Here is a 20,951-nt window from a genome sequence, read left to right on the forward strand (position 1 = left end):
AGTATAGAAAATATGCCAGTTTTTCAAATGGGTCGATGGCCCCATATCCAGCGGGACAAATTAATACAACCCCCTGGAGAGCCCAAAATGTCTATCCTTCTCGTTACATCGAGCCCCCGCGGCACTGCCTCGCACTCGACCCGCATTGCTACTGAATTCGCTGAAAAGCTCCTCGCTGCCGATCCGTCGAACACGCTTGTCGTGCGCGACCTCGTCGCCAACCCGTTGCCGCATATCGACGCCGACTATTCGACCGGCATCTACACCCCGGCTGAAGCCCGCACCCCGCGCCAGGCTGAAGTCGTCGGCGTCTCCGACGTTGTGCTCGACGAACTGTTCGCCGCCGACACGGTGATCCTCGCCACCGGCTTCATCAACTTCAACATCTCCTCGACGCTGAAGTCCTGGGTGGATCACATCGCCCGCTCCGGCAAGAGCTTTGCCTATGGCGAGAACGGCCCCAAGGGCCTCGTCACCGGCAAGAAGGTCTATATCGTGCTGGCTTCGGGCGGCATTTATTCCGAAGGCGCGGCCGTCCAGTTCGATCACGCCATTCCCTATCTGCGCGGCGTGCTCGGCTTCCTCGGCATGACCGATGTCGACGTCATCCGCATCGAAGGCGTCGGCATGGGCCCTGACGCGGTCACCGCCGCGCTCGCCAAGGCGACTGCCAAGGTCGATGCCGTGGTGGCGGCCAGCCAGCAGGTCTCTGCGGCCGCATAAGCCATCAATCGTCGAAATTGAAAGGCAGGCGCCTGGCGCCTGCCTTTTTTGTGGTCAAGCGTCCTTTGCCTCAGCGACAATATCCGTCGTGTCTTGCGCGATCTCGGGCAAAGGCGGCAACACCACAGCCGGATGCCGGCCTTCGCGCAGCATGAGCCCGAGACTGTAGTCCACGGCCAGCTTCATCGCACCAAGCGCGGTGCCGCCGTCTCCCAGCGAACTGACGGCGATGCGTGTCGGCCACGCAAGTTCTGCCGCGACGCGCTCGACATTTTCCGTCATCAGCGGGTTTCTGCCAACGCCGCCGCCAAGCACGATCAGGCCGGGGTCGAGCATACCGATGCAGCCGGCCGCCAGTCTGCCGATATCGGCGGCATGACGCTCGACAGCCGCCATCGCAGACGCCGAACCCTCCCGGGCGCGCGCGAACAGATCCTTGGCCGAGTCGGGCGGCGCGCCTTCCTGCAAGGGCCAGTCGACACGGCATCGCTCGATCAGCGCCCGCGAGCCGAGATAATGTTCGAGCCCTTCACGATAGGGCGTCTCGCTGACGGACCACGGAAACGGCATGCGGCCGATTTCGCCGGCGGCGCCGCCGGCGCCGCGAAACAACCGACCCTCGGTGATGAAGCCAAGGCCAACCCGCACGCCAACTTGCAGGAAGGCGAAGGTCTGGTGGCCCTGCGCGGCGCCGTAATGCATTTCGCCAATGGCGGCGCAGTTGACGTTGTTTTCCAGGATGATCGGCACTTCGACATGGCGCCGCAGCAGGCCAAGCACGGCCGACGGTCCGCCCGGCCGGTCGAAGCGGTCGTTGGCAACGATACGCGGCACCGCCACGGCAACGGCGCGCAGCGCACGAAAACTCTTGCCCACCTTGCCCATGGTGGCATGAGTAACCGACAGCACGATGGCGCCGACGTCGTCGGGATGGCTGGATTTGGCCTCCGGTATCGGCTCTTCCGCCGCCGACAACGGCTGCCCGTCCATCGAATAAGCGACAGCGCGCACCTGGGCTGCGCCTACATCGACGCCGATCGCATAGCCCGCGCCCGGACCGATGCCATAGATGGTTGCCGTGCGACCAATGGCGCCGCGCTCCAGCCCTCGCGAGGCGACAAGCCCCAGTTCGCTCAATTCCGAAACCGCGGCCGACATGGTCGGCTTCGACAGGTCGAGCATCGCTCCGAGCTTCGGCCGCGTCACAGGCCCATGCGCGGCGAGCACACGCAGCACGGCGCGGGCACTGTCGGTCAGATTGGGGATTTCCGCAGCCGCCATCTCTGCCTTTCGAGCTTTGCCCTGCAAATCCTGTTGCCGTCCGCGAGAGCGAACGCCGCCGCGACTCACACCTCTTCAATGCCTCATTGCCGGGCGGTTTGGCAATTTTCTCGATAATTGGCGGACACGTCAGACTTCGGTCGGCGACCAAGGCTTCAGCTTGATATCGGTCTGGCGGTAGCGGAAAACGATATCTGTGAGGCCAGCGGCATCCTGCATGTCGCCGACGATAAGCTGGATGGCGATGATCTCCAGGATGGCGTCGGCGATGGCGTTGCCAAGGGCGGGAATGGAGATCACCACCAGCCTGTCTGCAGAAGCGACATCGGTACGCCGCGTCACCAGCACCGAGGGGCAGCCGAACCCGGCGACATCGGTGGCGATCTTGACCTCGCGGCCGTCGCCGATGGCGATCAGTCCGGTCGCCGCATCCTGCGATTCCATCGGCCCATGCAGGTAGTTCAGCGTGTCCCATCCCGATGCCGGTACCCGAACCGCCTCACGAATCAGCATCGCCGCCTCGCCGGCATTGGCGAAACTGACACCTGCGCCGACGATATCGATGGATGTCCTGCCCTGCAGCAGCCGTGCCGCCTGGCCGGCCGCCTGCTCGGCACCGGAAAGAACAGTGGCGACCGCGATTGGCAAACGCGCCCAATCGAAGCTGTTGCCGGCGAGCCTGTCGATCAGCATGCCAAGCGCCAGCAAGGTGCCGGTATAGCCAGTCGAACTCGCACCATTGTCGGCGCCCGAATCCGTGGCAAGCACGGCGCCGGTCAGATCAGCCAGCGGATTGTCGCTGCCACGGCATACAGCCAGCCGCGGTGCCTCCGACGCCTCTTGCATGACATCGGAAATTTCGCGGCTCTGCCCCGAGGCCGAAAGCGCGATGAAGGCATCCGCTGCGGCATCCGTGTGGCCATAGAGATCGGTCGGCGTGTAAGCGAAGGCCCGCATGCCGCACGCGCGCAGATAAAGCGCCCCCGCAAGGGCGGCCTGATAGCTGGCGCCAATGCCGGCAAGCCCGATCGCCTTGCCGGCAAGGACGTCGACATCGAGAGCATCGAGCGACCTGGCCACTGAACGCCTGCCGATCGCGAGACTTTCCGTCTGGCGCGCCACCGCCTGGCGGTAGCCGATACGCTTCATCATTCAAACGGCTCCGATTTGTGAGGACACACCTTGGCCGGCAAGTAGCCGCCTGGCCAGCGCGACCCCGCCGAGCACCGGCGGTTCGCGTAGTAACAGCACCTGGCTCGGCGGCGAGACTTTCGCCATGGCGTCGACGAATGCCGTCATCAACATCGGCTGCTCAGATATGACGCCACCGCCGGCCACGACAAGGGCCGGATTGGCGCCGCGCTCGATCAGCAGTTCGACCAACGCGGCAAGCCCTGCCCCGCCTTCCCTGATCACACGGACAGCCAGCGCCGAGCCGGCGATCGCCGCGTCGAACACGGCATTGGCATGACGGCCCCAGACCGCCGCGCCGCGCGTTTCGTTGAGCAGGATGCCAAGCTTGGTCTGGTCGTCAGTACCAAGTTCCCGCATCAGCGCTCCAATCAGCGGGTCGCTGGCATCCTCGCCACGGTCGAGCGCGCGGCGGATTGCCTTGGCCGCCTCACGCACAAGGGCAGGCGCGCTGCCTTCGTCACCGAGGATCCAGCCCCATCCGCCGGCAGCCAGCATCTTGCCTTCAGCCGTGCGTGCGACCGCAATCGAGCCGGTGCCCGAGACGACGCCGATGCCGTCGACATGGCCAGCGGCGGGCACCATCAGTTCGGCATCGTTGACGACCTGCACCGCGCCGCCGGTCCTGGCCGCCAGCAGCGCCTGGAAGCGCAGGCACTGTTCACCCGTGTCGCAGCCATGTGCGCCGACCGCCAGGGCAGCGGGCGCCATGCCGCCACACAGATTGACGACGATGCCGGCCAGCTTCGTGGCATCGGCCTCCATCTCACGGATGCGCCAGGTCTCGGTCACCAGCACCTCGTCGGCGATCGTACGTTCGCCCAGGCACACCATGATGCGCGTCTTGGTGCCGCCGATATCCACGCCTGCAATCATTTTCTGGGTCAACGACATCCACCGCACAAGCCGGACGAAGCGGGTTGCCGCGTCCATTCCATATTAGTTAGGAAACTTTACAAACTATCTTTCCAGACGGCAAGAACTATGATTTGATAATCGTCGTAAAAAGCGCATCAAGCGCATTGGGAGATTGCAACATGAGCAGGAGAAGGATTGGCCTGGCCCTCGCGGCCGCGTCTTTCGCATGGGGACTCGCAGCAAGCGTGGCGCATGCTACCGACATCTCGTTCTGGACGTGGCGCCAGGAAGACAAGGCCGCCTACAACGAACTTTTCGCCGATTTCACCAAGGCCAACCCGGACATCCATGTGAAGTTCGAGTCCTTCCCGGACGAGAACTATCCGACGATCGTCTCGACGGCGCTGGCCGCCGGCAAGGGCGGTGACGTCATCCACACCCACGCTTATGGCTGGCTGGAGCAGTTCGTGAAGGCTGGCTATTTCGAGCCGCAGGACATGACCACCGTGCCCTCGCTCGCCAACCAGCCCGCCGATGCGCTGGTGGCCGGCACCTACCGCGCCGACAAGAAGGTCTATTCACTGCCCTTCGCCTCGCAGACGCTCGGTCTGTTCATCAACAAGGATGTCTTCGCCAAGGCCGGGCTGACCCCGCCGACCACATGGGATGAGTTCATCACCGTCAGCAAGGCGCTCAAGGAAAAGGGCATCTATCCCCTGGCCAACGGCATGGGCACAAGCTGGTTCAACGAGATGTTCGTGGCCATCTTCACCAACCCCTTCCTCGGCCAGGACTTTGTCACCGACCTGACTTCGGGCAAGACTACCTTCAAGGACCCGCGCTATGTCGCTGCACTCGGCAAGCTGCTCGAGCTGCGCGACTACATGCCTCCCGGTTTCGAAGGCATAGACTATGAAACCGCGGGCCAGCTGTTCATCAGCGGCAAGGCGGCGATGCTGGCCGGCGGCAGCTTTGATATCGCCACCTACAGGACCCAGAACCCGGCGATCAACATGGACTTCGTTGCGCCGCCAATGGCCAAGGCCGGCGACACGCCACAAGTGACCAAATTCTTCGACGGCGGTTATGCCGTCAACGCCAAGTCGGCCAACAAGGAGGCCGCGCTCAAGCTGGTCAACTGGATGGGCACCAAGGAGTTCGGCGACAAGTTCTCGGCCTTGCTCGGCAACATCTCCCCCATCAAGGGCGTCGTCATCAAGGACGAACTGCTCGCCCACGTCGCCAAGTTGAACGAGACGGCCATGCCGCATATCAATGTCGTCTACTTCCGTTTCGAGAAGCCGACGGGATCGGAGCTGCTGCAGGGCGACATCACCAAGATGATGTCGGGTTCGATCACCCCTGACCAGTTGGCCGCCGATCTGACCAACGGGCTCGCCAAGTGGTACAAGCCTTTCCAGGGCAAGTGAAATGAACAACGGCCGGCGCCACACTGCAAAAGCCTTCCCGTGGCGCCGGTCACTCTGGATCGCATCACTGCTGACGCCGGCCCTGGTGGTCATGGTGCTGTTCGTACTCTGGCCCCTGCTGTCGGCCTTCCGCCTTGCCTTCTATGAGTTCAACGGCTTGCAGCCCACCGGCTTCGTCGGTTTCGAGAACTTCCGCAAGGTGCTGTTCGAGACGCCTTACAGCGACTGGACCTACAATGCGCTGAAGCACAACATCATCGCCTTCGTGGCACTGATGGTGTTCGAGAATGGCACCGCGTTCCTGCTCGCCTACGCATTGTTGAAGGCGTTGCCGGGCCATCGCATCCACCAGGTTATCGTCTTTCTTCCTGTCGTGCTGTCGGCGGTCATCGTCGGCTTCCTCTGGAAACTGTTCCTGCATCCGTTGTTCGGGCTGGTGAACCAGACTCTGGCGCTTGTCGGCATCGGCGCCATCCCGTGGCTTGGCAATGAATCGACCGCCTTGGGCAGCATCCTGTTCACCAACATCTGGCATTGGCTCGGCTTCCCGACACTGGTGTTGCTGGCCGGCATGCAACGCGTCGGCAAGGAAGTGATCGAGGCCGCCCGTCTCGACGGCGCCGGCGACTATGTGCTGATGACCCGGATCATCTGGCCGCTGATTGCGCCGAGCGTTACCATCGTCACCATCCTGACCTTCATCGGCAGCTTCAACTGGTTCGAAATCCCCTATGTCATGGCTGGCCTTACCGGCTCACCCGGCGGCGCCACCGATGTGCTCGGCCTCTATTTCTACCGCACCGCCTTCGGCAGTACGACCACGGGCATCCAGGATTTCGGCCAGGGCAGCGCACTGGCCGTGATGATGTTCATCGTCGTTGCCGGCGTCACCGCAATCGCGCTTCGCTACCTGCGCCGTCGCGAGATCGAACTGTGAGCGCAGCAGCCGGCAGCCGGGACCGCGGCGAATTGTTGAAGAACGGCGCCATCCAGCTGATGCTGGCGCTCAATGCCGTCATCATGATCTATCCGCTGTTCGTCATGGTGATCTCGTCCTTCAAGACCAATGCGGAGATATTCAGTTCGCCCTTCGCCATGCCGTCGAGCTTTTCGCTGACCAATGCCGAACGTGTGTGGACCGAGACCAACTTCGTCCGCTACCTCGCCAATTCGGTCGGCATCACCACGGCAGCGGTAGCTCTGATCCTCTTGTTCAGCACCATGGCCGCCTACGCGATCGCCCGCTACCAGTTCAGGCTGAGCGCGCTGGTGCTGATGTTTTTCCTGAGCGGCATGACCGTGCCGTTGAAACTGGCAATCATCCCGCTGTTCATCCAGCTGGATACGCTGGGACTGGTCGACAGCTATGCCGGCCTGGTGCTGGTCTATGTCGCCATGGGCATTCCTTCTGCGGTGTTCATCATGACCGGCTTCCTCAGAACCTTGCCGCGCGAACTTGAAGAATCGGCGCGCATGGACGGCGCCAGCGAATTTCGCATCATGCGCTCGATCATGCTGCCGCTGGCGCGCCCGGCTCTGGTCATAGTCGCGATCCAGAACGCGGTTCCAATCTGGAACGATTTCTTCTTCCCGCTGGTGCTGATTACGTCGGACGATCTCAAGACGCTGCCGCAGGGCCTCACCGTCTTCATCGGCGAGTTCACCACCGACTGGGGCGTGCTGTTCACCGGACTGACGCTGGCGGCCCTGCCCATCACCTTGCTCTACATCGTGCTGTCGAAGCAGTTCATCTCGGGCATCACCCAAGGCGCGGTTAAATAGGGCGCGGTCAAATAGACGAGGATCCTTTCACGTGGCCAACCAGAACAAGATCATCATCACCTGCGCCGTTACCGGCTCGATCCACACGCCATCGATGTCGCCGCACCTGCCGGTAAGCGCCGAGCAGATCGCACAGGCCGCGATCGAAGCCGCCGAGGCAGGTGCAGCCATCGTCCATCTGCACGCGCGCAATCCAGCCGATGGCCGTCCCGACCAGTCGACCGAGGCCTTTGCGCCCTTCTTGCAAGTGATCAAGCAGCGCTCGGACTGCGTGATCAACATCACCACCGGCGGTGCCGCGACGATGAGCGTCGAGGAACGGGTCAAGCCGGCGGCGACCTTTGCGCCGGAAGTCGCCTCGCTCAACATGGGCTCGATGAATTTCGGCCTCTATCCCATGCTGGAGCGCTTCAAGACCTTCGAGCACGAATGGGAGCGGCCATATCTCGAAGGGTCGCGCGGTCGCATCTTCCGCAACACCTTTGGCGACATCGAGTACATCCTGCGCACCTGCGCGGAAAACGGCACGCGTTTTGAAATCGAGTGCTACGACATCGGCCATCTCTACACGCTTGCCCATTTCGTCGAGCGCGGCCTGGTCAAGGCGCCGTTCTTCGTCCAGAGCGTGTTCGGCATCCTCGGCGGCATCGGCACTCATCCGGAGGATGTCGCACATATGAAACGCACCGCCGACCGCCTGTTCGGCAATGACTACCACTGGTCGGTGCTGGGCGCCGGGCGCAGTCAACTGCCCATCGCCACCCAGGCGATTGCGCTGGGCGGCAATGTGCGGGTCGGGCTGGAGGATTCACTGTGGATCGGCAAGGGCCAGCTGGCGAAATCCAGCGCCGAGCAGGTGCGCAAGGTGCGCCAGATCATCGAGGGGCTCGGCGCCTCGGTGGCCACCCCCGACGAGGCGCGGCAGATCCTGCAACTCAAGGGCGGCGACAAGGTTTCTTTCTGAGACGACTTTCTTTTCCCGTGGCCAGATCTTTCCCAAGGATGACACGATGAGCGCGCTTTCCATCACCGATGTCGAGAAGGCCTATGGCAAGGCGAAGGTCATCCACGGCGTGTCGGTGGACATTGCTTCGGGCGAATTCGTCACCCTCGTCGGCCCATCCGGTTGCGGCAAGTCGACCTTGCTGAGGATGATCGCCGGGCTGGAAGACATCAGCACCGGCGAGATCGCACTCGAAGGCAAGGTCATCAACGACATCGCGCCGAAATCGCGCGACATCGCCATGGTGTTCCAGAACTATGCGCTCTACCCGCATATGACCGTGCGCGAGAACATGGCTTTCGCGTTGACGCTGAAGAAGGAAAACAAGCGCGAAATCGACGACAAGATTGCGCGCGCCGCGACAATCCTGGGACTGCAGGATCTGCTTGAGCGTTATCCGCGCCAGCTTTCCGGTGGCCAGCGCCAGCGTGTCGCCATGGGCCGCGCCATCGTGCGCGAGCCGAAGGTCTTCCTGTTCGACGAGCCGCTCTCCAACCTCGACGCCAAGCTGCGCGTGCAGATGCGCACCGAAATCAAGGCGCTGCACCAGCGCCTGGGAACCACCATCGTCTATGTCACTCACGACCAGGTCGAAGCCATGACCATGGCCGACAAGATCGTCGTCATGAATGGCGGTATCGTCGAACAGGTCGGCGCTCCGCTCGACCTCTACGACCGACCGGCCAACCTGTTCGTAGCCCAGTTCATCGGCTCGCCGGCGATGAACATCCTGCAAGGGCGCAGCACCGCCGACGGCTTCACCACCGGAAACGGCATCGTCTTCCCGCTGCCCGTGCTGGAACAGACCGAAAGCGCCGTCGCCTGGGGCATCCGGCCCGAACATCTCAGGCTTTCCGACAGCGGCGTGCCGGCAGTGGTCGAAGTGGTCGAGCCGACCGGCTCGGAAACCCTTGTCATTGCCAAAGCCGGCAACAACACGCTGAGCGCGCTGCTGCGCGAGCGGATCCGCGTGATGCCGGGTCAGCACGTTTTCCTGGCCCCGGACCTGACGCAGCTCCATCTGTTCAACGCCGAGGGTCGGCGCATCACGTCCACGATCCAATAGATCGCGGCGGCTACGACACCGATGAGGAAAGGCAGGCGTCGGCGCCTGCTCTTTTTGTCCTAACCGATCAGATGCCTCAGAATGCCCGCCGAGGCGACCCCGATCAGCACAGTCGGCAGCATGGAGAACCGTGTTGCGGCGACAAAAGTGATGGCCAGCGCCAGAAGGTCAGCCGGGTTCCTCGACACGAAGGCCGGTGCGATCACCGAGATCAGAACGCAGCCGGGTGCAGCCTCCATCACCGCCGTGGCACGGACGCTGAGCGTGCGGTTGCGCAGCACGAGATAGCCGCCGATACGGGTCAGATAGGTGACGCCGGCCATCAGCACGATGGTGAAAAGGGTCGTCGCGTCGATCATGCTTCTCTCCAGAAGAACCAGGCCGAGACCAGCCCCGACACCGCGCCCGCCGCGACATACCAGGCGCCGGGAACCATGAGATAGGTCAGCGCCGCGACGACAAGGCTGACCAGCCAGGGCCGCGCGGCGGCCACGCCCTTCCACATGCCGCTCATCAACACCAGGAAGACGGCCGGAAACGCCATGTCGAAACCATAGGTCTCAACATGGCCAAGCATCGGGCCGAGCAAGGCACCCAGCGTGGTGAAGGCCACCCAGGTGAGATACATCGCCAGCGCCGCACCCATATAGTAGCGCGGGCTGAAGGCTGGCGTGATACCAGCCGCGGCGCGCTGCCTAGCATCGGCAAGCCCGAGCGCCCAGCTTTCGTCGCATAGGAAGAACAGCGCCGGAAACATCTTGCGCCGCGGCAAGTGACGCAGGAACGGCGCCAATGCGGCCCCCATCAGCAGGTGCCGGCTGTTGACCAAGAAGGTGATGGCGACGATGAGCACGATGTGCGGCGGCGACGTCCACAGCTGGATCGCCGCGAATTCCGAGCCGCCGGCGAAATTCAGCCCTGTCATTGCCGAGAGTTCGACGACGCTCAAGCCTTTCTGGGTGGCCTGGGCGCCGAGCACCAGCGCATAGGGGATGGTGCCGAACAGCACCGGCGCGCATGACGCCACGCCACGGCGGAACTCGGACGTCGAACCATCGCGTGCCGCCTCGACTGCCTGTGAAATGCTCATGCTTTGCCATCGGTCGGCCTCGCGGCCGCCGCTTCCAATTGCGTTTGAAATCAGTGATGTCGGCGGCAAACATACCAACACCGTCCAGCAATTTGGTTGCGAAGATTGTTGTATTTCATTTGATTTTGGCATTGAGTGTCACAAATCGCCAAGAAAATGGAATCCGTAGCCATGAAGCTGGATGAGATCGACAAGCGCATCCTGCGGGCACTGCAACGCGACGGCCGCATGGCCAACAATGATCTGGCCAACGAGGTCGGGCTGTCGCCATCGCCTTGCCTGCGGCGCGTGAAGCTGCTGGAGGAGGCCGGCGTCATTGACCGCTATGTCGCCGTGCTCAACCCGGCCAGCATCGGCAAGGGCCTGACCTTCTTCACCCGCATCTGGCTGAAGCAGCAGGACGAGGACACGATCGAGCATTTCGCCACCGAAGTGGCCAAGCTGCCGCAGGTGATGGAATGCTATCTGATGCTCGGCGATTGCGATGCCCTGGTGCGCGTGGTGGCGGCCGGCATCGACGACTACCGCCGCTTCCAGTCGGAGCATCTGAGCCGCATCAAGGGTGTGCAGAACGTCAAGACGGATGTCCCTAGCCAGACGATCAAATACACATCCGAACTGCCGCTATGACGCATGTCACCCAAGAGTGTGAAGCGGTTTTGGGACCACGACATGCGTCCAAAAACCATGTCGCCCAAAAGCGGCCGGGGCGACCGGAAAAGGCGCCAGTTAGACTGGATAAAAAATGCAACCGGATTGTAGGATCGATGTCCGTGCCAGCGTCCTTCGGACGCAAGCAGCGCGTTGCGCTGCCCTCTGGCATGGGAGAAAAACATGAGCCTTTCCTATCGTTGGGTCATCGTCGCGGCTGGCGCGTTGATGTCCTGTGTCGCCATCGGCACGATGTTTTCGCTGGCGATTTTCCTCGAGCCGATGGCGATCGACACCGGCTGGTCGCGCGCCGGCATCTCGAGCGCCGTGACGCTCAACTTCCTGGTGATGGGCCTTGGCGGCTTCGCCTGGGGCGCCCTGTCCGACCGTTTTGGCGCCCGCATCGTCGTGACGATCGGCGCGGTGCTGCTCGGGCTGGCGCTGGTGCTGGCCAGCCGCGCCGGCTCGCTGCTGACCTTCCAGATCACCTATGGCGTGCTTGTCGGCCTCGCGGCCAGCGCCTTCTTCGCGCCGATGATCGCGCTGACATCAGGCTGGTTCGACACCAACCGCAGCCTTGCGGTCTCGCTGGTCTCGGCCGGCATGGGCGTAGCACCGATGACGATCTCGCCCTTCGCTCGCTGGCTGATCTCGGCCTATGAATGGCGCACGGCCATGTTCGACATCGGCATTACCGCATGGGTGCTGCTGTTGCCGGCCGTGCTGCTGGTCCGCCAGCCGCCGAAGCGAGCCGTGGCCGATTTCGGTTCCTCACGGGTTGCCGAAGGCGCCGGCCTGACGGCCGGCCAGGCGCTGCGCTCACCGCAATTCATCGTGCTCGGGCTGACCTTCTTTGCCTGCTGTGCTGCCCATTCCGGGCCGATCTTCCATATGGTCAGCTATGCCATGCTGTGCGGCGTGGCGCCCATGGCGGCGGTCTCGATCTACAGCGTCGAGGGCCTCGCTGGGCTTGGCGGGCGGCTTCTCTACGGCGTGCTTGCCGATCGGCTCGGCGTCAAGCCGGTGCTGATCGCGGGCCTGGCCATCCAGGCAATCGTCATTGCCGCCTATCTCAGCATCAGCCAGCTCGAGCAGTTCTACATGCTGGCCGTCATCTTCGGCGCCACCTATGGCGGCGTGATGCCGCTCTATGCGGTGCTGGCGCGCGAGTATTTCGGCCAGCGCATCCTGGGCACCGTGTTCGGGGCCGCAACCATGCTGTCCAGCCTCGGCATGGCGCTCGGTCCGCTGGCCGGCGGCATGGTGTTCGATGCCTACGCCAACTATTCCTGGCTGTTCATCGGCTCGGCCATCATCGGCCTTGGCGCGGTCGGCATCGCGATCGCCTTCCCGCCGCTGCCGCGCCGTGAGTTGCAGACGGCGTGATCTTGGGAGTCTAGCCGAAATGGGCTTGCAGCACGGCTCGAAATTTTTGCATCGTCTTTTCGGTTGTCTGCGCATCTGCAGCCGCAAAACCCATGACAAGGCCGTTTTGTTCCGAGCCGTGACGGTACTGGATCGATAGAGCCGAGACGTTGATCCCCTGTTGGAGCAACGCCTCGGCAGTCGCCGCGTCGTTACATCTATCGCGGAAAATGCCGACAACCTGGATGCCGGATTCGGTGGAATGGAAATCCAGCCATTCTCCGAGATGTCTTTGAGCGCTCTCCAGGAAGAACTGCCGCCTGTCCGCATAGAGGCGTCGCATGCGCCTGAGATGGCGGGTAAAGTGCCCCTCGTTCATGAAGTCCGCCAGTGCTGCCTGGGCAAGCAACGGGGCGAACTGGCCGGTCACGCTCAGCGCCGAGACGATTGTGTGGTCTATCGCTTTGGGCGCCACCAGAAAGCCGAGGCGCATGGCCGGAAACAGGATTTTCGCGAAGGTACCGACATAGACCACGCGGTTCGACGCGCCGATGCCCTGCAGCGCCGGTATAGGCTGCCCCTGAAAACGGTATTCGCCGTCGTAGTCGTCCTCGATGATCCATGACCGCCAGGTCTCGGCCATGTGCAGGAGATTGAGCCGCTGTTCCATCGGCATGGTTATGCCGAGCGGATGATGGCAGGAGGGCGTCACGAAAATCATGCGCGGAATGACAGGCGGTGGATCGAGGTTCCAGCCTGCATTGCCCACGCGCAGTGGCGCCAGTTTCGCCCCAGCCGAGACGAAAGCCGAACCCGCCCCATAGTATCCCGGCTCCTCCATCCACACCGTGTCGCCTTCATCGATCAGCAGCCGGGCCAGAAGATCGAACGCCGACTGCGCGCCATTGGTCACGACAATCTGCTCGGCGGTGCACTGAACCCCCCGCGACGCGGTGAGATAGCGAGCGATAGCCTCGCAAAGAGGTGGATAGCCTTTGACGTGATAGGTCCCGAAAAGGTCGATATGCGCAAATTTTGCGCGGCGGCTGAGCAGTTTCGACCAGGTGTTGAACGGAAAATTATCCGGGTCCGGCATGCCGGGATGAAATGCGAGCATGCCGGGTCGGCCGTGATGATAGGGTTGGGCGAGCATGGCCTGCCCGCGCAATGATATCGGATTCTCACCCTCGACCGATACATGCTCAGCCGCGGTCGAACGGGTCGGCAGATCCATGACCACCGAGGGCCGGCGTGGCCTTATCGCCAGATAACCCTCCAGCGCCAGCTGGTCGCAAGCGGCAATCACCGTATTGCGGCCCACCTGCAGATCCCGCGCCATGACCCGTGTCGAGGGCAGCGCATGGCCGCTCGGCAGCACGCGCCGTTCGATCAGACCGCGCAACTGGACGTAGAGCTGCCTGTGCAGGTTGGCGGAACTGCCGCGATCCAGCGCAATGCCGTCGATTGGAAAACTCGTCTTCATCCTGGTTCCGAAAAATCAATGCAAACTGGTTCTAACAATGGAACCAAAGCAGTCCTAGGCTCAAGAAAAATGCGTTCAGGTTCAGGTGGGGCTGACCAATGCAGTGCATAAGGGTGGGAGTGATCGGTGCGGGAGGCGTCGCCCAGGTCGAGCACATCCCGAATCTGCTCAAATTGCACCGGCAGTTCAAGATCCTCGGCGTCTATGATCCTTCGCGCAAAGCCCGCGCCTTTGTCGGCGAGGAATTCGGCCTCGCTACATTCGCCGATCTCGACGGACTTCTAGCGATGCCGCTTGACGCCGTGGTCATAGCCTCCCCCGATGCCTTGCACTGGGAACAGGCTCTCGCCGCCTTCGCCCGGGGGCTGCACGTCTTCTGCGAAAAGCCGCTTTGCTACAGCGCCGGGGACATCGACGACCTGATCGCCGCCAGGGATCGCGCCGGCAAGGTGCTTCAGGTTGGCTACATGAAGCGTTTCGATCCGAGCTACGAGGCGGCGCTGAAGATGCTGCCGGGCACGGCGCGGACGCTTCGCTACATTTCGGTCGAGGTCAACGATCCCGACGCGTGGCCGTTCGTGCGGCACCATTCCACATGCCGGGGTGACGACGTCGCGGTGGATCTGGTTGCCGCGACCGAAGCCAGGCAGCGCGAGCAGGTGGATCGAGCGGTGCCTGGACTGGATGATCCCGACGCCTTTCGTGGTTTTGTCGGCGCCTATTGTTCAGCGATCGTGCACGACGTGAACGCCGTCCACGGGCTGCTCGATGCGCTCGGCGTCACAGATGGCGACATTGTCGGCGCCTCGCTTTTTGCCAGGGGTGAAGGCGGCCAGGGTGCCGTGCGGCTGCTCGGTGGCCAGGCGCTGTGGAACATGGTGCATCTGGCCGTACCTGGGCTCGCCGACTACCGCGAGCGCATAACGCTCTACTTCGACCAAGCCTCGCTCGAACTGGAATTCCCCTCACCCTATCTCAACCACCAACCGACACGGCTGACCCTGCGCACCAGCGACGGCCACACGCTTTCCAGCCGCGACATCCGCAGCGGATACGAAGAGGCGTTTGTCGAGGAGTTGAAGGGTTTCTGGTCGGCGATCGTCGAAGGCACGCCGGTGCGCAACACCGCCGAGCAGGCGCGTCGCGACATGACGCTGCTGGCCGGGCTCACCCGGCGCCACCTTGCCCAGCTCAAGCAATCAGGAGCTCGCCCGTGACGGTTCGCATCGGCATAAACCCGATCACCTGGAGCAATGATGACGTGCCGGAACTCGGCGGCGATACGCCACTTGAGGTCTGTCTCGGCGAGACCAAACAGGCCGGCTATTCCGGCACTGAACTTGGCGGCAAGTTCCCGCGCCGGTCGGCCGAGCTGAAGCCGATCATGGAGCGCTATGGCCTTGCCGTGATTTCCGGCTGGTATGATGGCCGCTGCGACGAGAAGGAAGTCAGCGCGGAAATGGATGCGATCATGCCGCATCTCCAGCTGTTGAAGGATATGGGCGCGGCGCATGTCGTTTATGCCGACACCTCGCGCGGACGCCATGACGCCATCTGGGGACCAATCTCGCAACGCCCGGCACTGAGCCCGCAGGAATGGCCGGCCTACGGCCGCAAACTGACCGCGCTGGCCGAGCGGATGGCGGATTTCGGCGTGCGCATGGCCTTTCACCACCATATGGGGACCATCGTCGAGACCGATGCCGAGGTGGCCCTGCTGATGCGCCACACCGGCGAGGCGGTCGGCTTGCTCTACGACACCGGCCATTCGATATTCTCGGGCGGCGATCCGCTGGCTTTGATCAGGGCGCACGTCAAGCGCGTCGTGCACGTGCATTGCAAGGACGCGCGCAAGGCCGTGCTTGATCGGGCTCGCGCGCAAGACATGAGTTTCATGGGAGCGGTCATGGACGGGATATTCACCGTTCCCGGCGACGGGTTCATCGATTATCCCTCGATTTTGCGCGTGCTTGCCGACAACGGCTACAGCGGCTGGCTGGTCGTCGAGGCCGAGCAGGATCCCAGCAAGGCCAACCCGCTGACCTATGCGACAATGGGATTCCGGAATTTGTCGCGCATGGCTGGGGAAGCCGGATTTACTGTCAGGGAATGATCGAGGCCACTATTCGGCCTCCAGGGAACCAGTGCTGATGAATGAAACTGGACAGAGGTGTGCGAAGATTCAGGTCATGGAATAACAACACACCTTGAAGGGGCAACTGGACTGCCGACCGTAACTGCGGCGGCGGAAAACAAACAGGAGGTTGTTATGTTTTCGCTTGCGAAATTAATAAAGCCTGCGCTCGGCCTGCTGGCCGGCGTTACGATGATGGCGGCGGCCACCAGTCTTGCGGCCGCCGATGATACGCACGTGGTGTTTGTAACCCATGGCCAGAGCGGCGACCCCTACTGGTCGGTCGTGAAGAACGGCATGGACGATGCGGCCAAGACCCTGGGCGTCAAGGCCGAATATCTGGCGCCCGAAACATTCGACATGGCCAAGATGGCGCAAATGATCGACGCCATTACAGCCTCGAAGCCCGATGGGATGGTTGTTTCGATCCCCGACGCCGCGGCCCTTTCAGGTCCGGTCAAGAATGCCGTTGCCGCCGGCATCCCGGTCATCGTCATCGACTCCGGCGGCTCGAAGCTGACTCATGATCTTGGCGGCCTGCTGTTCATGGGACAGGACGAATTTCAGGCGGGCGTCATGGCCGGCGAGCGCATCAAGGCACTCGGCCTCACCAAGGCGGTCTGCGCCAATCACGAGGTGGGCAATTCCAGCCTTGACGATCGCTGCGCGGGCTTTGCCAAGGGGCTGGGCGTCGATGTTCCGGTGATGAACGGCGTCATCGACCCGACCGAAATGAAGAACCGCATGATCGCCTATATGACCGCCCATGCCGACACGCAGTTCATTCTCGCTGTCGGCGCCAGCGGTGCCGAACCAACGCTGGCCGCGCTCGATGAAATGGGCCTCGCGGGCAAGGTGAAAACCGGCACGTTCGATCTGTCTCCCACCATCCTGCAGGCCGTTGTTGCCGGCAAGATGGAGTGGGGCATCGACGCCCAGCAATATGCCATGGGCTATATCCCGGTCGCGATGTTCGACCTTTGGAAGAAGTACAAGATCATGCCGATCGCCGACTATCCGACAGGCCCCGGTTTCGTCACCAAGGATACTGCCGCCTCGGTCATCGATCTGGCAAAACAGGGCAAGCGTTAACCGCTGGCGGCCGGGCTCCGGCCCGGCCGCTTTCACCGATGAAGGTAACGCATCCATGGCTGCAGAGGTTCGCGACGAGCGGATCCGGTCCGTCTCCCGCCTGAGCCGCCTGTTGAGCAGGCCGGAACTTGGCGCGGCGGCCGGGACCGTTCTGGTCTTTGTGTTCTTCGCCATCACGGCGGGAAATACGGGACTTTTCAGTGCCAAGGGGATCATCAATTTCCTCGAGGTCTCGGCCCAGCTTGGCATTCTCGCCGCACCCGTGGCCCTGTTGATGATCGCGGGCGAGTTCGACCTGTCGGTAGGCTCGATGATTGGCTTTGCCGGGATCCTGATCGCGATCCCTTCCGTATTCTGGGGCTGGCCCATCTGGCTTTCGCTGCTGTTTTCCTTCGCTGTTTGCGGCGGTATCGGTGCGCTCAACGGGCTCGCCGTCGTCAAGACCGGGCTGCCCTCCTTCATCGTGACGCTCGGAAGCCTGTTCATGCTGCGCGGCCTGACGCTCGGTCTCACCCGCGGCATATCCGGGCGGACCCAGGTTTCGGGCGTGCATGAACTGGCGTTGAACGATCCTCTCAACAGCCTGTTTTCAGGCCAGGTGTTTTCCGGCCTGATCGCCTGGCTTTCGGACATCGGCCTGGTCGGCAAGCGGGCGGACGGACTGCCGTCGATTTCCGGCATTCCGGTGTCGATCGTCTGGTGGATCGCATTGACCTTGATCTGCACCTGGTTGCTGACGCGCAGCCGCTTCGGCAACTGGATCTTCGCCGCCGGCGGTGAAGCCAACGCCGCGCGCAACCTCGGTGTACCGGTGGCGCGCACCAAGATCACGCTGTTCGTCATGACGGCCATGGCGGCCGCGCTCTTTGCTGCGATCCAGGTCCTGGTCACCGGCTCGGCCGACACGCTGCGCGGCACCCAGAAGGAATTCGAGGCCATCATAGCCGTCGTCATCGGCGGCACGCTGCTCACCGGCGGCTACGGATCGGCCGTCGGCGCCATGTTCGGCGCATTGATCTTCGGCGTGGTGCAGATGGGCATCTTCTACACCGGCATAGACACGGACTGGTTCAAGCTGTTCATGGGCGCCATGATGGTCATCGCCGTGCTGTTCAACAGCTATGTGCGCAACCGCGCCATGAGGAGCCGGTGATGGCCGAGCCCTATGTCGAACTGAAGTCGGTCAGCAAGTATTTCGGATCGGTCGTTGCGCTGAAGGATGTGTCGTTCGACGTATGTCCGGGCGAAGTCCATTGCCTGCTCGGCGACAACGGCGCGGGCAAGTCGACGCTGATCAAGACGCTGTCCGGCGTCTACGCGCCAGACGAGGGTGAAATCCGCGTCCAGGGCAAGCCGACGAGGTTTGCGTCACCGGCCGATACGCGCAACAGCGGCATCGCAACGGTCTATCAGGACTTGGCTTTGGTGCCGCTCATGAGCGTGGCGCGAAACTTTTTTCTCGGGCGCGAGCCAATGCGCAAGTTCGGCCCGATCAGCCAGTTTGACGCCGAGTTCGCCAACCGCACCGCGTATGACGAATTGTCGGCGATGGGCATCCAGCTGCGCGATCCGGAACAGCCTGTCGGCACGCTTTCGGGCGGGGAACGGCAGTGCCTGGCCATCGCCCGCGCCGTTTATTTCGGCGCCAAGGTGCTGATCCTGGATGAGCCGACATCGGCGCTGGGGGTCCATCAGGCATCTGTCGTCCTGAAGCTCATCGTCCAGTCCAAGGCGCGCGGCATCGGCGTCATCTTCATTTCCCACAACGTTCATCACGCCTATGTGGTCGGCGACCGCTTTACCTTGTTGAAGCGCGGCAGATGCACCGGCACCTACGCGAAAAGCGAAATTGATCGCGATCAGTTGCTCAATCTGATGGCCGGCGGCAAGGAACTGGTCGACCTGGAACAGGAACTCAATAGAGCGGTCAAAGGCAGCCCCGCGTAGGGGAAGTAAAGGTCAACCAGCTGGCGCAAAGCCGACGATCGTCGCCTCGACCGGTCCTGCCCTATCGGAAGATCCGCTCGCCCTGCTCGTCCACCAGCTGGATGCCCTTCTTGATCGAGATGTCGACGGCGTCGTCGAGCCCGGCGAAGCGGTCGGCACGGATGAATTTGTGCTCCTTGACGACGCCATCGACCTCCTTGGAGACGACGCCGCAGGTCTGGTACTGGCCCTCGGCCTTGTAGGGCGTGGCGCTGATCAGGAACCCCTTGTGCTCGACCTGCTTGGCCGGCGCTGCACTTTTTGGTTCACCTGCCTCGGCTTCGCCACCGCCACCGAAAAGACGTTTTAGAAAAGACATCGCTCAAATCTCCCTGTTCGCCCTGCAATCGCGGCCTGCCCTGTTCGCGATTCACGACGCTGTCGTTCCAGAATGCGCGAATGTGCCGCCGCATTCCAGCCCCCTGATGAAGACGTCGGCTGGCAGATCGATCTCGTCAGCCTGCCGCAGCCGGTCAATCGAAATGACAAAAAGCCCGGGGGTTCCCGAGCTTTTGTCTGTTCTGGCTTTTGGCGGTACTGGACGGGCGGCCTCAGCCGCGCGACAGCGCTTCCAGCGCCTCGGCGGCACCTTCGAGAATGGCGATCGCCTCGGCCTGCTTGTCGGCCGGGGCATCGACGAAATCGCCGAGAGCCGCACGCAGCCGGTGACGCACGGCGCGGAATTCGTCGCGCGCTTCCGAGCGGCCACCACGACCGCCGCGACGCCCGCCCTCTTCGCGCTCGTCGTTCCAGCCGAACCAGTCGCGCGCCTTGGCCATCTTGCGGCCGAAGCGCTCGAGGTGGTCGAGCACGCCGTCGATCATCTCGCGGTTGTCGTTGAGATGCGCCTGCCCGGCTTCGGTGATCGAAAACACCTTCTTGTTGCCGTCGGCCGCGGAAGCGGCATAGCCGGCTTCTTCCAGGAAGGTCAGCGTTGGGTAGACCACGCCCGGGCTCGGGCTGTAGATGCCGCTGGTGCGCTCTTCAAGCGCCTTGATGATGTCGTAGCCGTGGCGCGGTGCCTCGGCCAGCAGCGACAGCGTGATCAGCTTGAGATCGCCGTCGGCCAGCATGCGCCCGGCGCGGAACATGTCGCCCGGCCCGCCGCGTCCGCCGCCACGACCGCCATGGCCGAACGGGCCAAAGCCGCCGCCACGGCCGCCGAACTTGCCGGCCATGTGCATGAATATGCGCTCGCCGAAATGATTGTGCCCGAATTGCTTGTGCATTGATTGCTCCTTGAGTTCTATCTTACGATATATCTTAACTAGGCGCACCAATCGCTGGAGTCAAGATATATCTTACGATGTATCTGAATGCCGCGCCAGAGGCTTGCTTTTGCCGGAACGCGCCGCTAGAAGGCCCGCGAGCGCCACGGCTGCTCCGTAAGCGTCTGACGTCAGGCAACGCATCCAACCCCGGTCCTTCCGGGCAATTGCGCCGAAAACCGGCGAATGGATGCCAAATGCGACGGACCGGACACTTCAGGGAAACTCCCAAAATGACTGCAAGAAATCGGCGCAGGAAGCTGCCTGCGCGCTATGCTGCCATCCTCAGCCCGCTGGTGCTGTCGCTATTGATGACCTTCATTGTCTCATTCATCTCGACGCTGAAAAGCCTCGGTTTCCACCCCGGCCTGCCGACGATCTGGATGACGGCCTGGGGTTTGTCCTGGCTGGTGGCGTTTCCAACGCTGCTGCTGGTGCTGCCGATGGTGCGCCGCATCGTCGGCGCACTCTGCGAGCCGGCCGGCCGATAGGGCCTGGCGAAGGGAGGTCCGCAAATGGTTCGGGACCTCCATTCGCCCCGGTCACCG

Annotated in this window: 22 protein-coding genes; 14 read left to right on the top strand and 8 right to left on the bottom strand. The window is 62.7% G+C overall.

Annotated elements, in window-relative coordinates; all coding sequences use genetic code 11:
* Window positions 1-87: 87 nt before the first annotated feature.
* Window positions 88-723, top strand: a complete 636-nt coding sequence (locus AC1DYW_RS26095) for an FMN-dependent NADH-azoreductase (RefSeq protein WP_477228109.1) — start codon at window positions 88-90, stop codon at window positions 721-723.
* A 54-nt stretch (window positions 724-777) separates the two neighbouring features.
* On the opposite strand, the gene AC1DYW_RS26100 is transcribed toward AC1DYW_RS26095, so the two are convergent.
* The 3 genes from AC1DYW_RS26100 to AC1DYW_RS26110 all read right to left on the bottom strand — a co-directional run bounded on the left by AC1DYW_RS26100 (window position 778) and on the right by AC1DYW_RS26110 (window position 4,083).
* A complete protein-coding gene (locus AC1DYW_RS26100) occupies window positions 778-2,004 on the bottom strand; it encodes an ROK family transcriptional regulator (RefSeq protein WP_477228110.1) in 1,227 nt (408 codons plus the stop codon).
* Between the two features lie 129 nt (window positions 2,005-2,133).
* Window positions 2,134-3,156 carry an SIS domain-containing protein gene (locus AC1DYW_RS26105; protein WP_477228111.1) on the bottom strand — a complete coding sequence of 341 codons (1,023 nt, stop codon included), beginning with the start codon at window positions 3,154-3,156 and terminating at the stop codon, window positions 2,134-2,136.
* Window positions 3,157-4,083 carry a BadF/BadG/BcrA/BcrD ATPase family protein gene (locus AC1DYW_RS26110; RefSeq protein ID WP_477228112.1) on the bottom strand — a complete coding sequence of 309 codons (927 nt, stop codon included), beginning with the start codon at window positions 4,081-4,083 and terminating at the stop codon, window positions 3,157-3,159. It abuts the gene before it with no gap.
* A 149-nt stretch (window positions 4,084-4,232) separates the two neighbouring features.
* On the opposite strand from AC1DYW_RS26110, the gene AC1DYW_RS26115 reads away from it, so the two are divergent.
* The 5 genes from AC1DYW_RS26115 to AC1DYW_RS26135 are packed head-to-tail and all read left to right on the top strand — an operon-like array spanning window position 4,233 to window position 9,334.
* Window positions 4,233-5,483 (top strand): extracellular solute-binding protein, encoded by a 1,251-nt coding sequence (locus AC1DYW_RS26115; protein ID WP_457155289.1) that lies wholly within the window; start codon window positions 4,233-4,235, stop codon window positions 5,481-5,483.
* A 1-nt stretch (window position 5,484) separates the two neighbouring features.
* Window positions 5,485-6,420 (top strand): carbohydrate ABC transporter permease, encoded by a 936-nt coding sequence (locus AC1DYW_RS26120; protein WP_477228113.1) that lies wholly within the window; start codon window positions 5,485-5,487, stop codon window positions 6,418-6,420.
* Window positions 6,417-7,265, top strand: a complete 849-nt coding sequence (locus AC1DYW_RS26125; RefSeq protein ID WP_477228114.1) for a carbohydrate ABC transporter permease — start codon at window positions 6,417-6,419, stop codon at window positions 7,263-7,265. The genes AC1DYW_RS26120 and AC1DYW_RS26125 overlap by 4 nt, the downstream gene beginning before the upstream one ends.
* Window positions 7,266-7,296: 31 nt before the next feature.
* Window positions 7,297-8,229 carry a 3,5-dioxohexanoate:acetyl-CoA acetone transferase gene (kce, locus tag AC1DYW_RS26130; RefSeq protein ID WP_477228115.1) on the top strand — a complete coding sequence of 311 codons (933 nt, stop codon included), beginning with the start codon at window positions 7,297-7,299 and terminating at the stop codon, window positions 8,227-8,229.
* A 46-nt stretch (window positions 8,230-8,275) separates the two neighbouring features.
* Window positions 8,276-9,334, top strand: a complete 1,059-nt coding sequence (locus AC1DYW_RS26135; RefSeq protein WP_477228116.1) for an ABC transporter ATP-binding protein — start codon at window positions 8,276-8,278, stop codon at window positions 9,332-9,334.
* Between the two features lie 59 nt (window positions 9,335-9,393).
* Here AC1DYW_RS26135 and AC1DYW_RS26140 read toward each other — a convergent pair whose 3' ends face one another.
* Complete coding sequence (locus tag AC1DYW_RS26140) at window positions 9,394-9,693, bottom strand: AzlD family protein (RefSeq protein WP_095090988.1); 300 nt, start codon at window positions 9,691-9,693, stop codon at window positions 9,394-9,396.
* Window positions 9,690-10,424, bottom strand: a complete 735-nt coding sequence (locus AC1DYW_RS26145) for an AzlC family ABC transporter permease (protein ID WP_477228117.1) — start codon at window positions 10,422-10,424, stop codon at window positions 9,690-9,692. Before AC1DYW_RS26145 ends, AC1DYW_RS26140 begins: the two co-directional genes overlap by 4 nt.
* A 171-nt stretch (window positions 10,425-10,595) precedes the next feature.
* On the opposite strand from AC1DYW_RS26145, the gene AC1DYW_RS26150 reads away from it, so the two are divergent.
* Together AC1DYW_RS26150 and AC1DYW_RS26155 are read left to right on the top strand one after the other, a co-directional pair.
* Window positions 10,596-11,054, top strand: coding sequence for an Lrp/AsnC family transcriptional regulator (locus AC1DYW_RS26150; protein ID WP_095090987.1), 459 nt, complete (start codon window positions 10,596-10,598; stop codon window positions 11,052-11,054).
* A gap of 204 nt (window positions 11,055-11,258) precedes the next feature.
* Window positions 11,259-12,461, top strand: coding sequence for an MFS transporter (locus tag AC1DYW_RS26155; RefSeq protein ID WP_477228118.1), 1,203 nt, complete (start codon window positions 11,259-11,261; stop codon window positions 12,459-12,461).
* A 10-nt stretch (window positions 12,462-12,471) separates the two neighbouring features.
* On the opposite strand, the gene mocR is transcribed toward AC1DYW_RS26155, so the two are convergent.
* Entirely contained in the window at window positions 12,472-13,923 is a 1,452-nt protein-coding gene (gene mocR / locus AC1DYW_RS26160) for a rhizopine catabolism transcriptional regulator MocR (protein WP_477228119.1), read from the bottom strand.
* A 98-nt stretch (window positions 13,924-14,021) separates the two neighbouring features.
* Here mocR and AC1DYW_RS26165 point away from each other — a divergent pair, with 98 nt between their 5' ends.
* The 5 genes from AC1DYW_RS26165 to AC1DYW_RS26185 all read left to right on the top strand — a co-directional run bounded on the left by AC1DYW_RS26165 (window position 14,022) and on the right by AC1DYW_RS26185 (window position 19,096).
* Complete coding sequence (locus AC1DYW_RS26165) at window positions 14,022-15,140, top strand: Gfo/Idh/MocA family protein (protein WP_477228120.1); 1,119 nt, start codon at window positions 14,022-14,024, stop codon at window positions 15,138-15,140.
* On the top strand, window positions 15,137-16,036 hold the full coding sequence (gene iolE / locus AC1DYW_RS26170; RefSeq protein ID WP_095090983.1) for a myo-inosose-2 dehydratase: 900 nt from the start codon (window positions 15,137-15,139) through the stop codon (window positions 16,034-16,036). Before AC1DYW_RS26165 ends, iolE begins: the two co-directional genes overlap by 4 nt.
* A gap of 156 nt (window positions 16,037-16,192) precedes the next feature.
* Window positions 16,193-17,149, top strand: coding sequence for a rhizopine catabolism ABC transporter substrate-binding protein (locus tag AC1DYW_RS26175; RefSeq protein ID WP_457152543.1), 957 nt, complete (start codon window positions 16,193-16,195; stop codon window positions 17,147-17,149).
* Between the two features lie 55 nt (window positions 17,150-17,204).
* Window positions 17,205-18,302: an ABC transporter permease gene (locus tag AC1DYW_RS26180; protein ID WP_457152542.1), complete on the top strand. Its 1,098-nt coding sequence runs from the start codon at window positions 17,205-17,207 to the stop codon at window positions 18,300-18,302.
* Window positions 18,302-19,096 (top strand): ATP-binding cassette domain-containing protein, encoded by a 795-nt coding sequence (locus tag AC1DYW_RS26185; protein ID WP_477228121.1) that lies wholly within the window; start codon window positions 18,302-18,304, stop codon window positions 19,094-19,096. Before AC1DYW_RS26180 ends, AC1DYW_RS26185 begins: the two co-directional genes overlap by 1 nt.
* A 61-nt stretch (window positions 19,097-19,157) precedes the next feature.
* On the opposite strand, the gene AC1DYW_RS26190 is transcribed toward AC1DYW_RS26185, so the two are convergent.
* Together AC1DYW_RS26190 and AC1DYW_RS26195 are read right to left on the bottom strand one after the other, a co-directional pair.
* Entirely contained in the window at window positions 19,158-19,454 is a 297-nt protein-coding gene (locus tag AC1DYW_RS26190; protein ID WP_457152540.1) for an HlyU family transcriptional regulator, read from the bottom strand.
* A 232-nt stretch (window positions 19,455-19,686) separates the two neighbouring features.
* On the bottom strand, window positions 19,687-20,364 hold the full coding sequence (locus tag AC1DYW_RS26195; protein ID WP_457152539.1) for a PadR family transcriptional regulator: 678 nt from the start codon (window positions 20,362-20,364) through the stop codon (window positions 19,687-19,689).
* Window positions 20,365-20,636: 272 nt separating this feature from the next.
* Here AC1DYW_RS26195 and AC1DYW_RS26200 point away from each other — a divergent pair, with 272 nt between their 5' ends.
* The gene (locus tag AC1DYW_RS26200) at window positions 20,637-20,894 is read left to right on the top strand and encodes a DUF2798 domain-containing protein (protein ID WP_457152538.1); all 258 of its coding nucleotides are present in this window, start codon (window positions 20,637-20,639) and stop codon (window positions 20,892-20,894) included.
* Window positions 20,895-20,951 lie beyond the last annotated feature (57 nt).

It is taken from the genome of Mesorhizobium sp. P2_D5, from assembly GCF_056404355.1.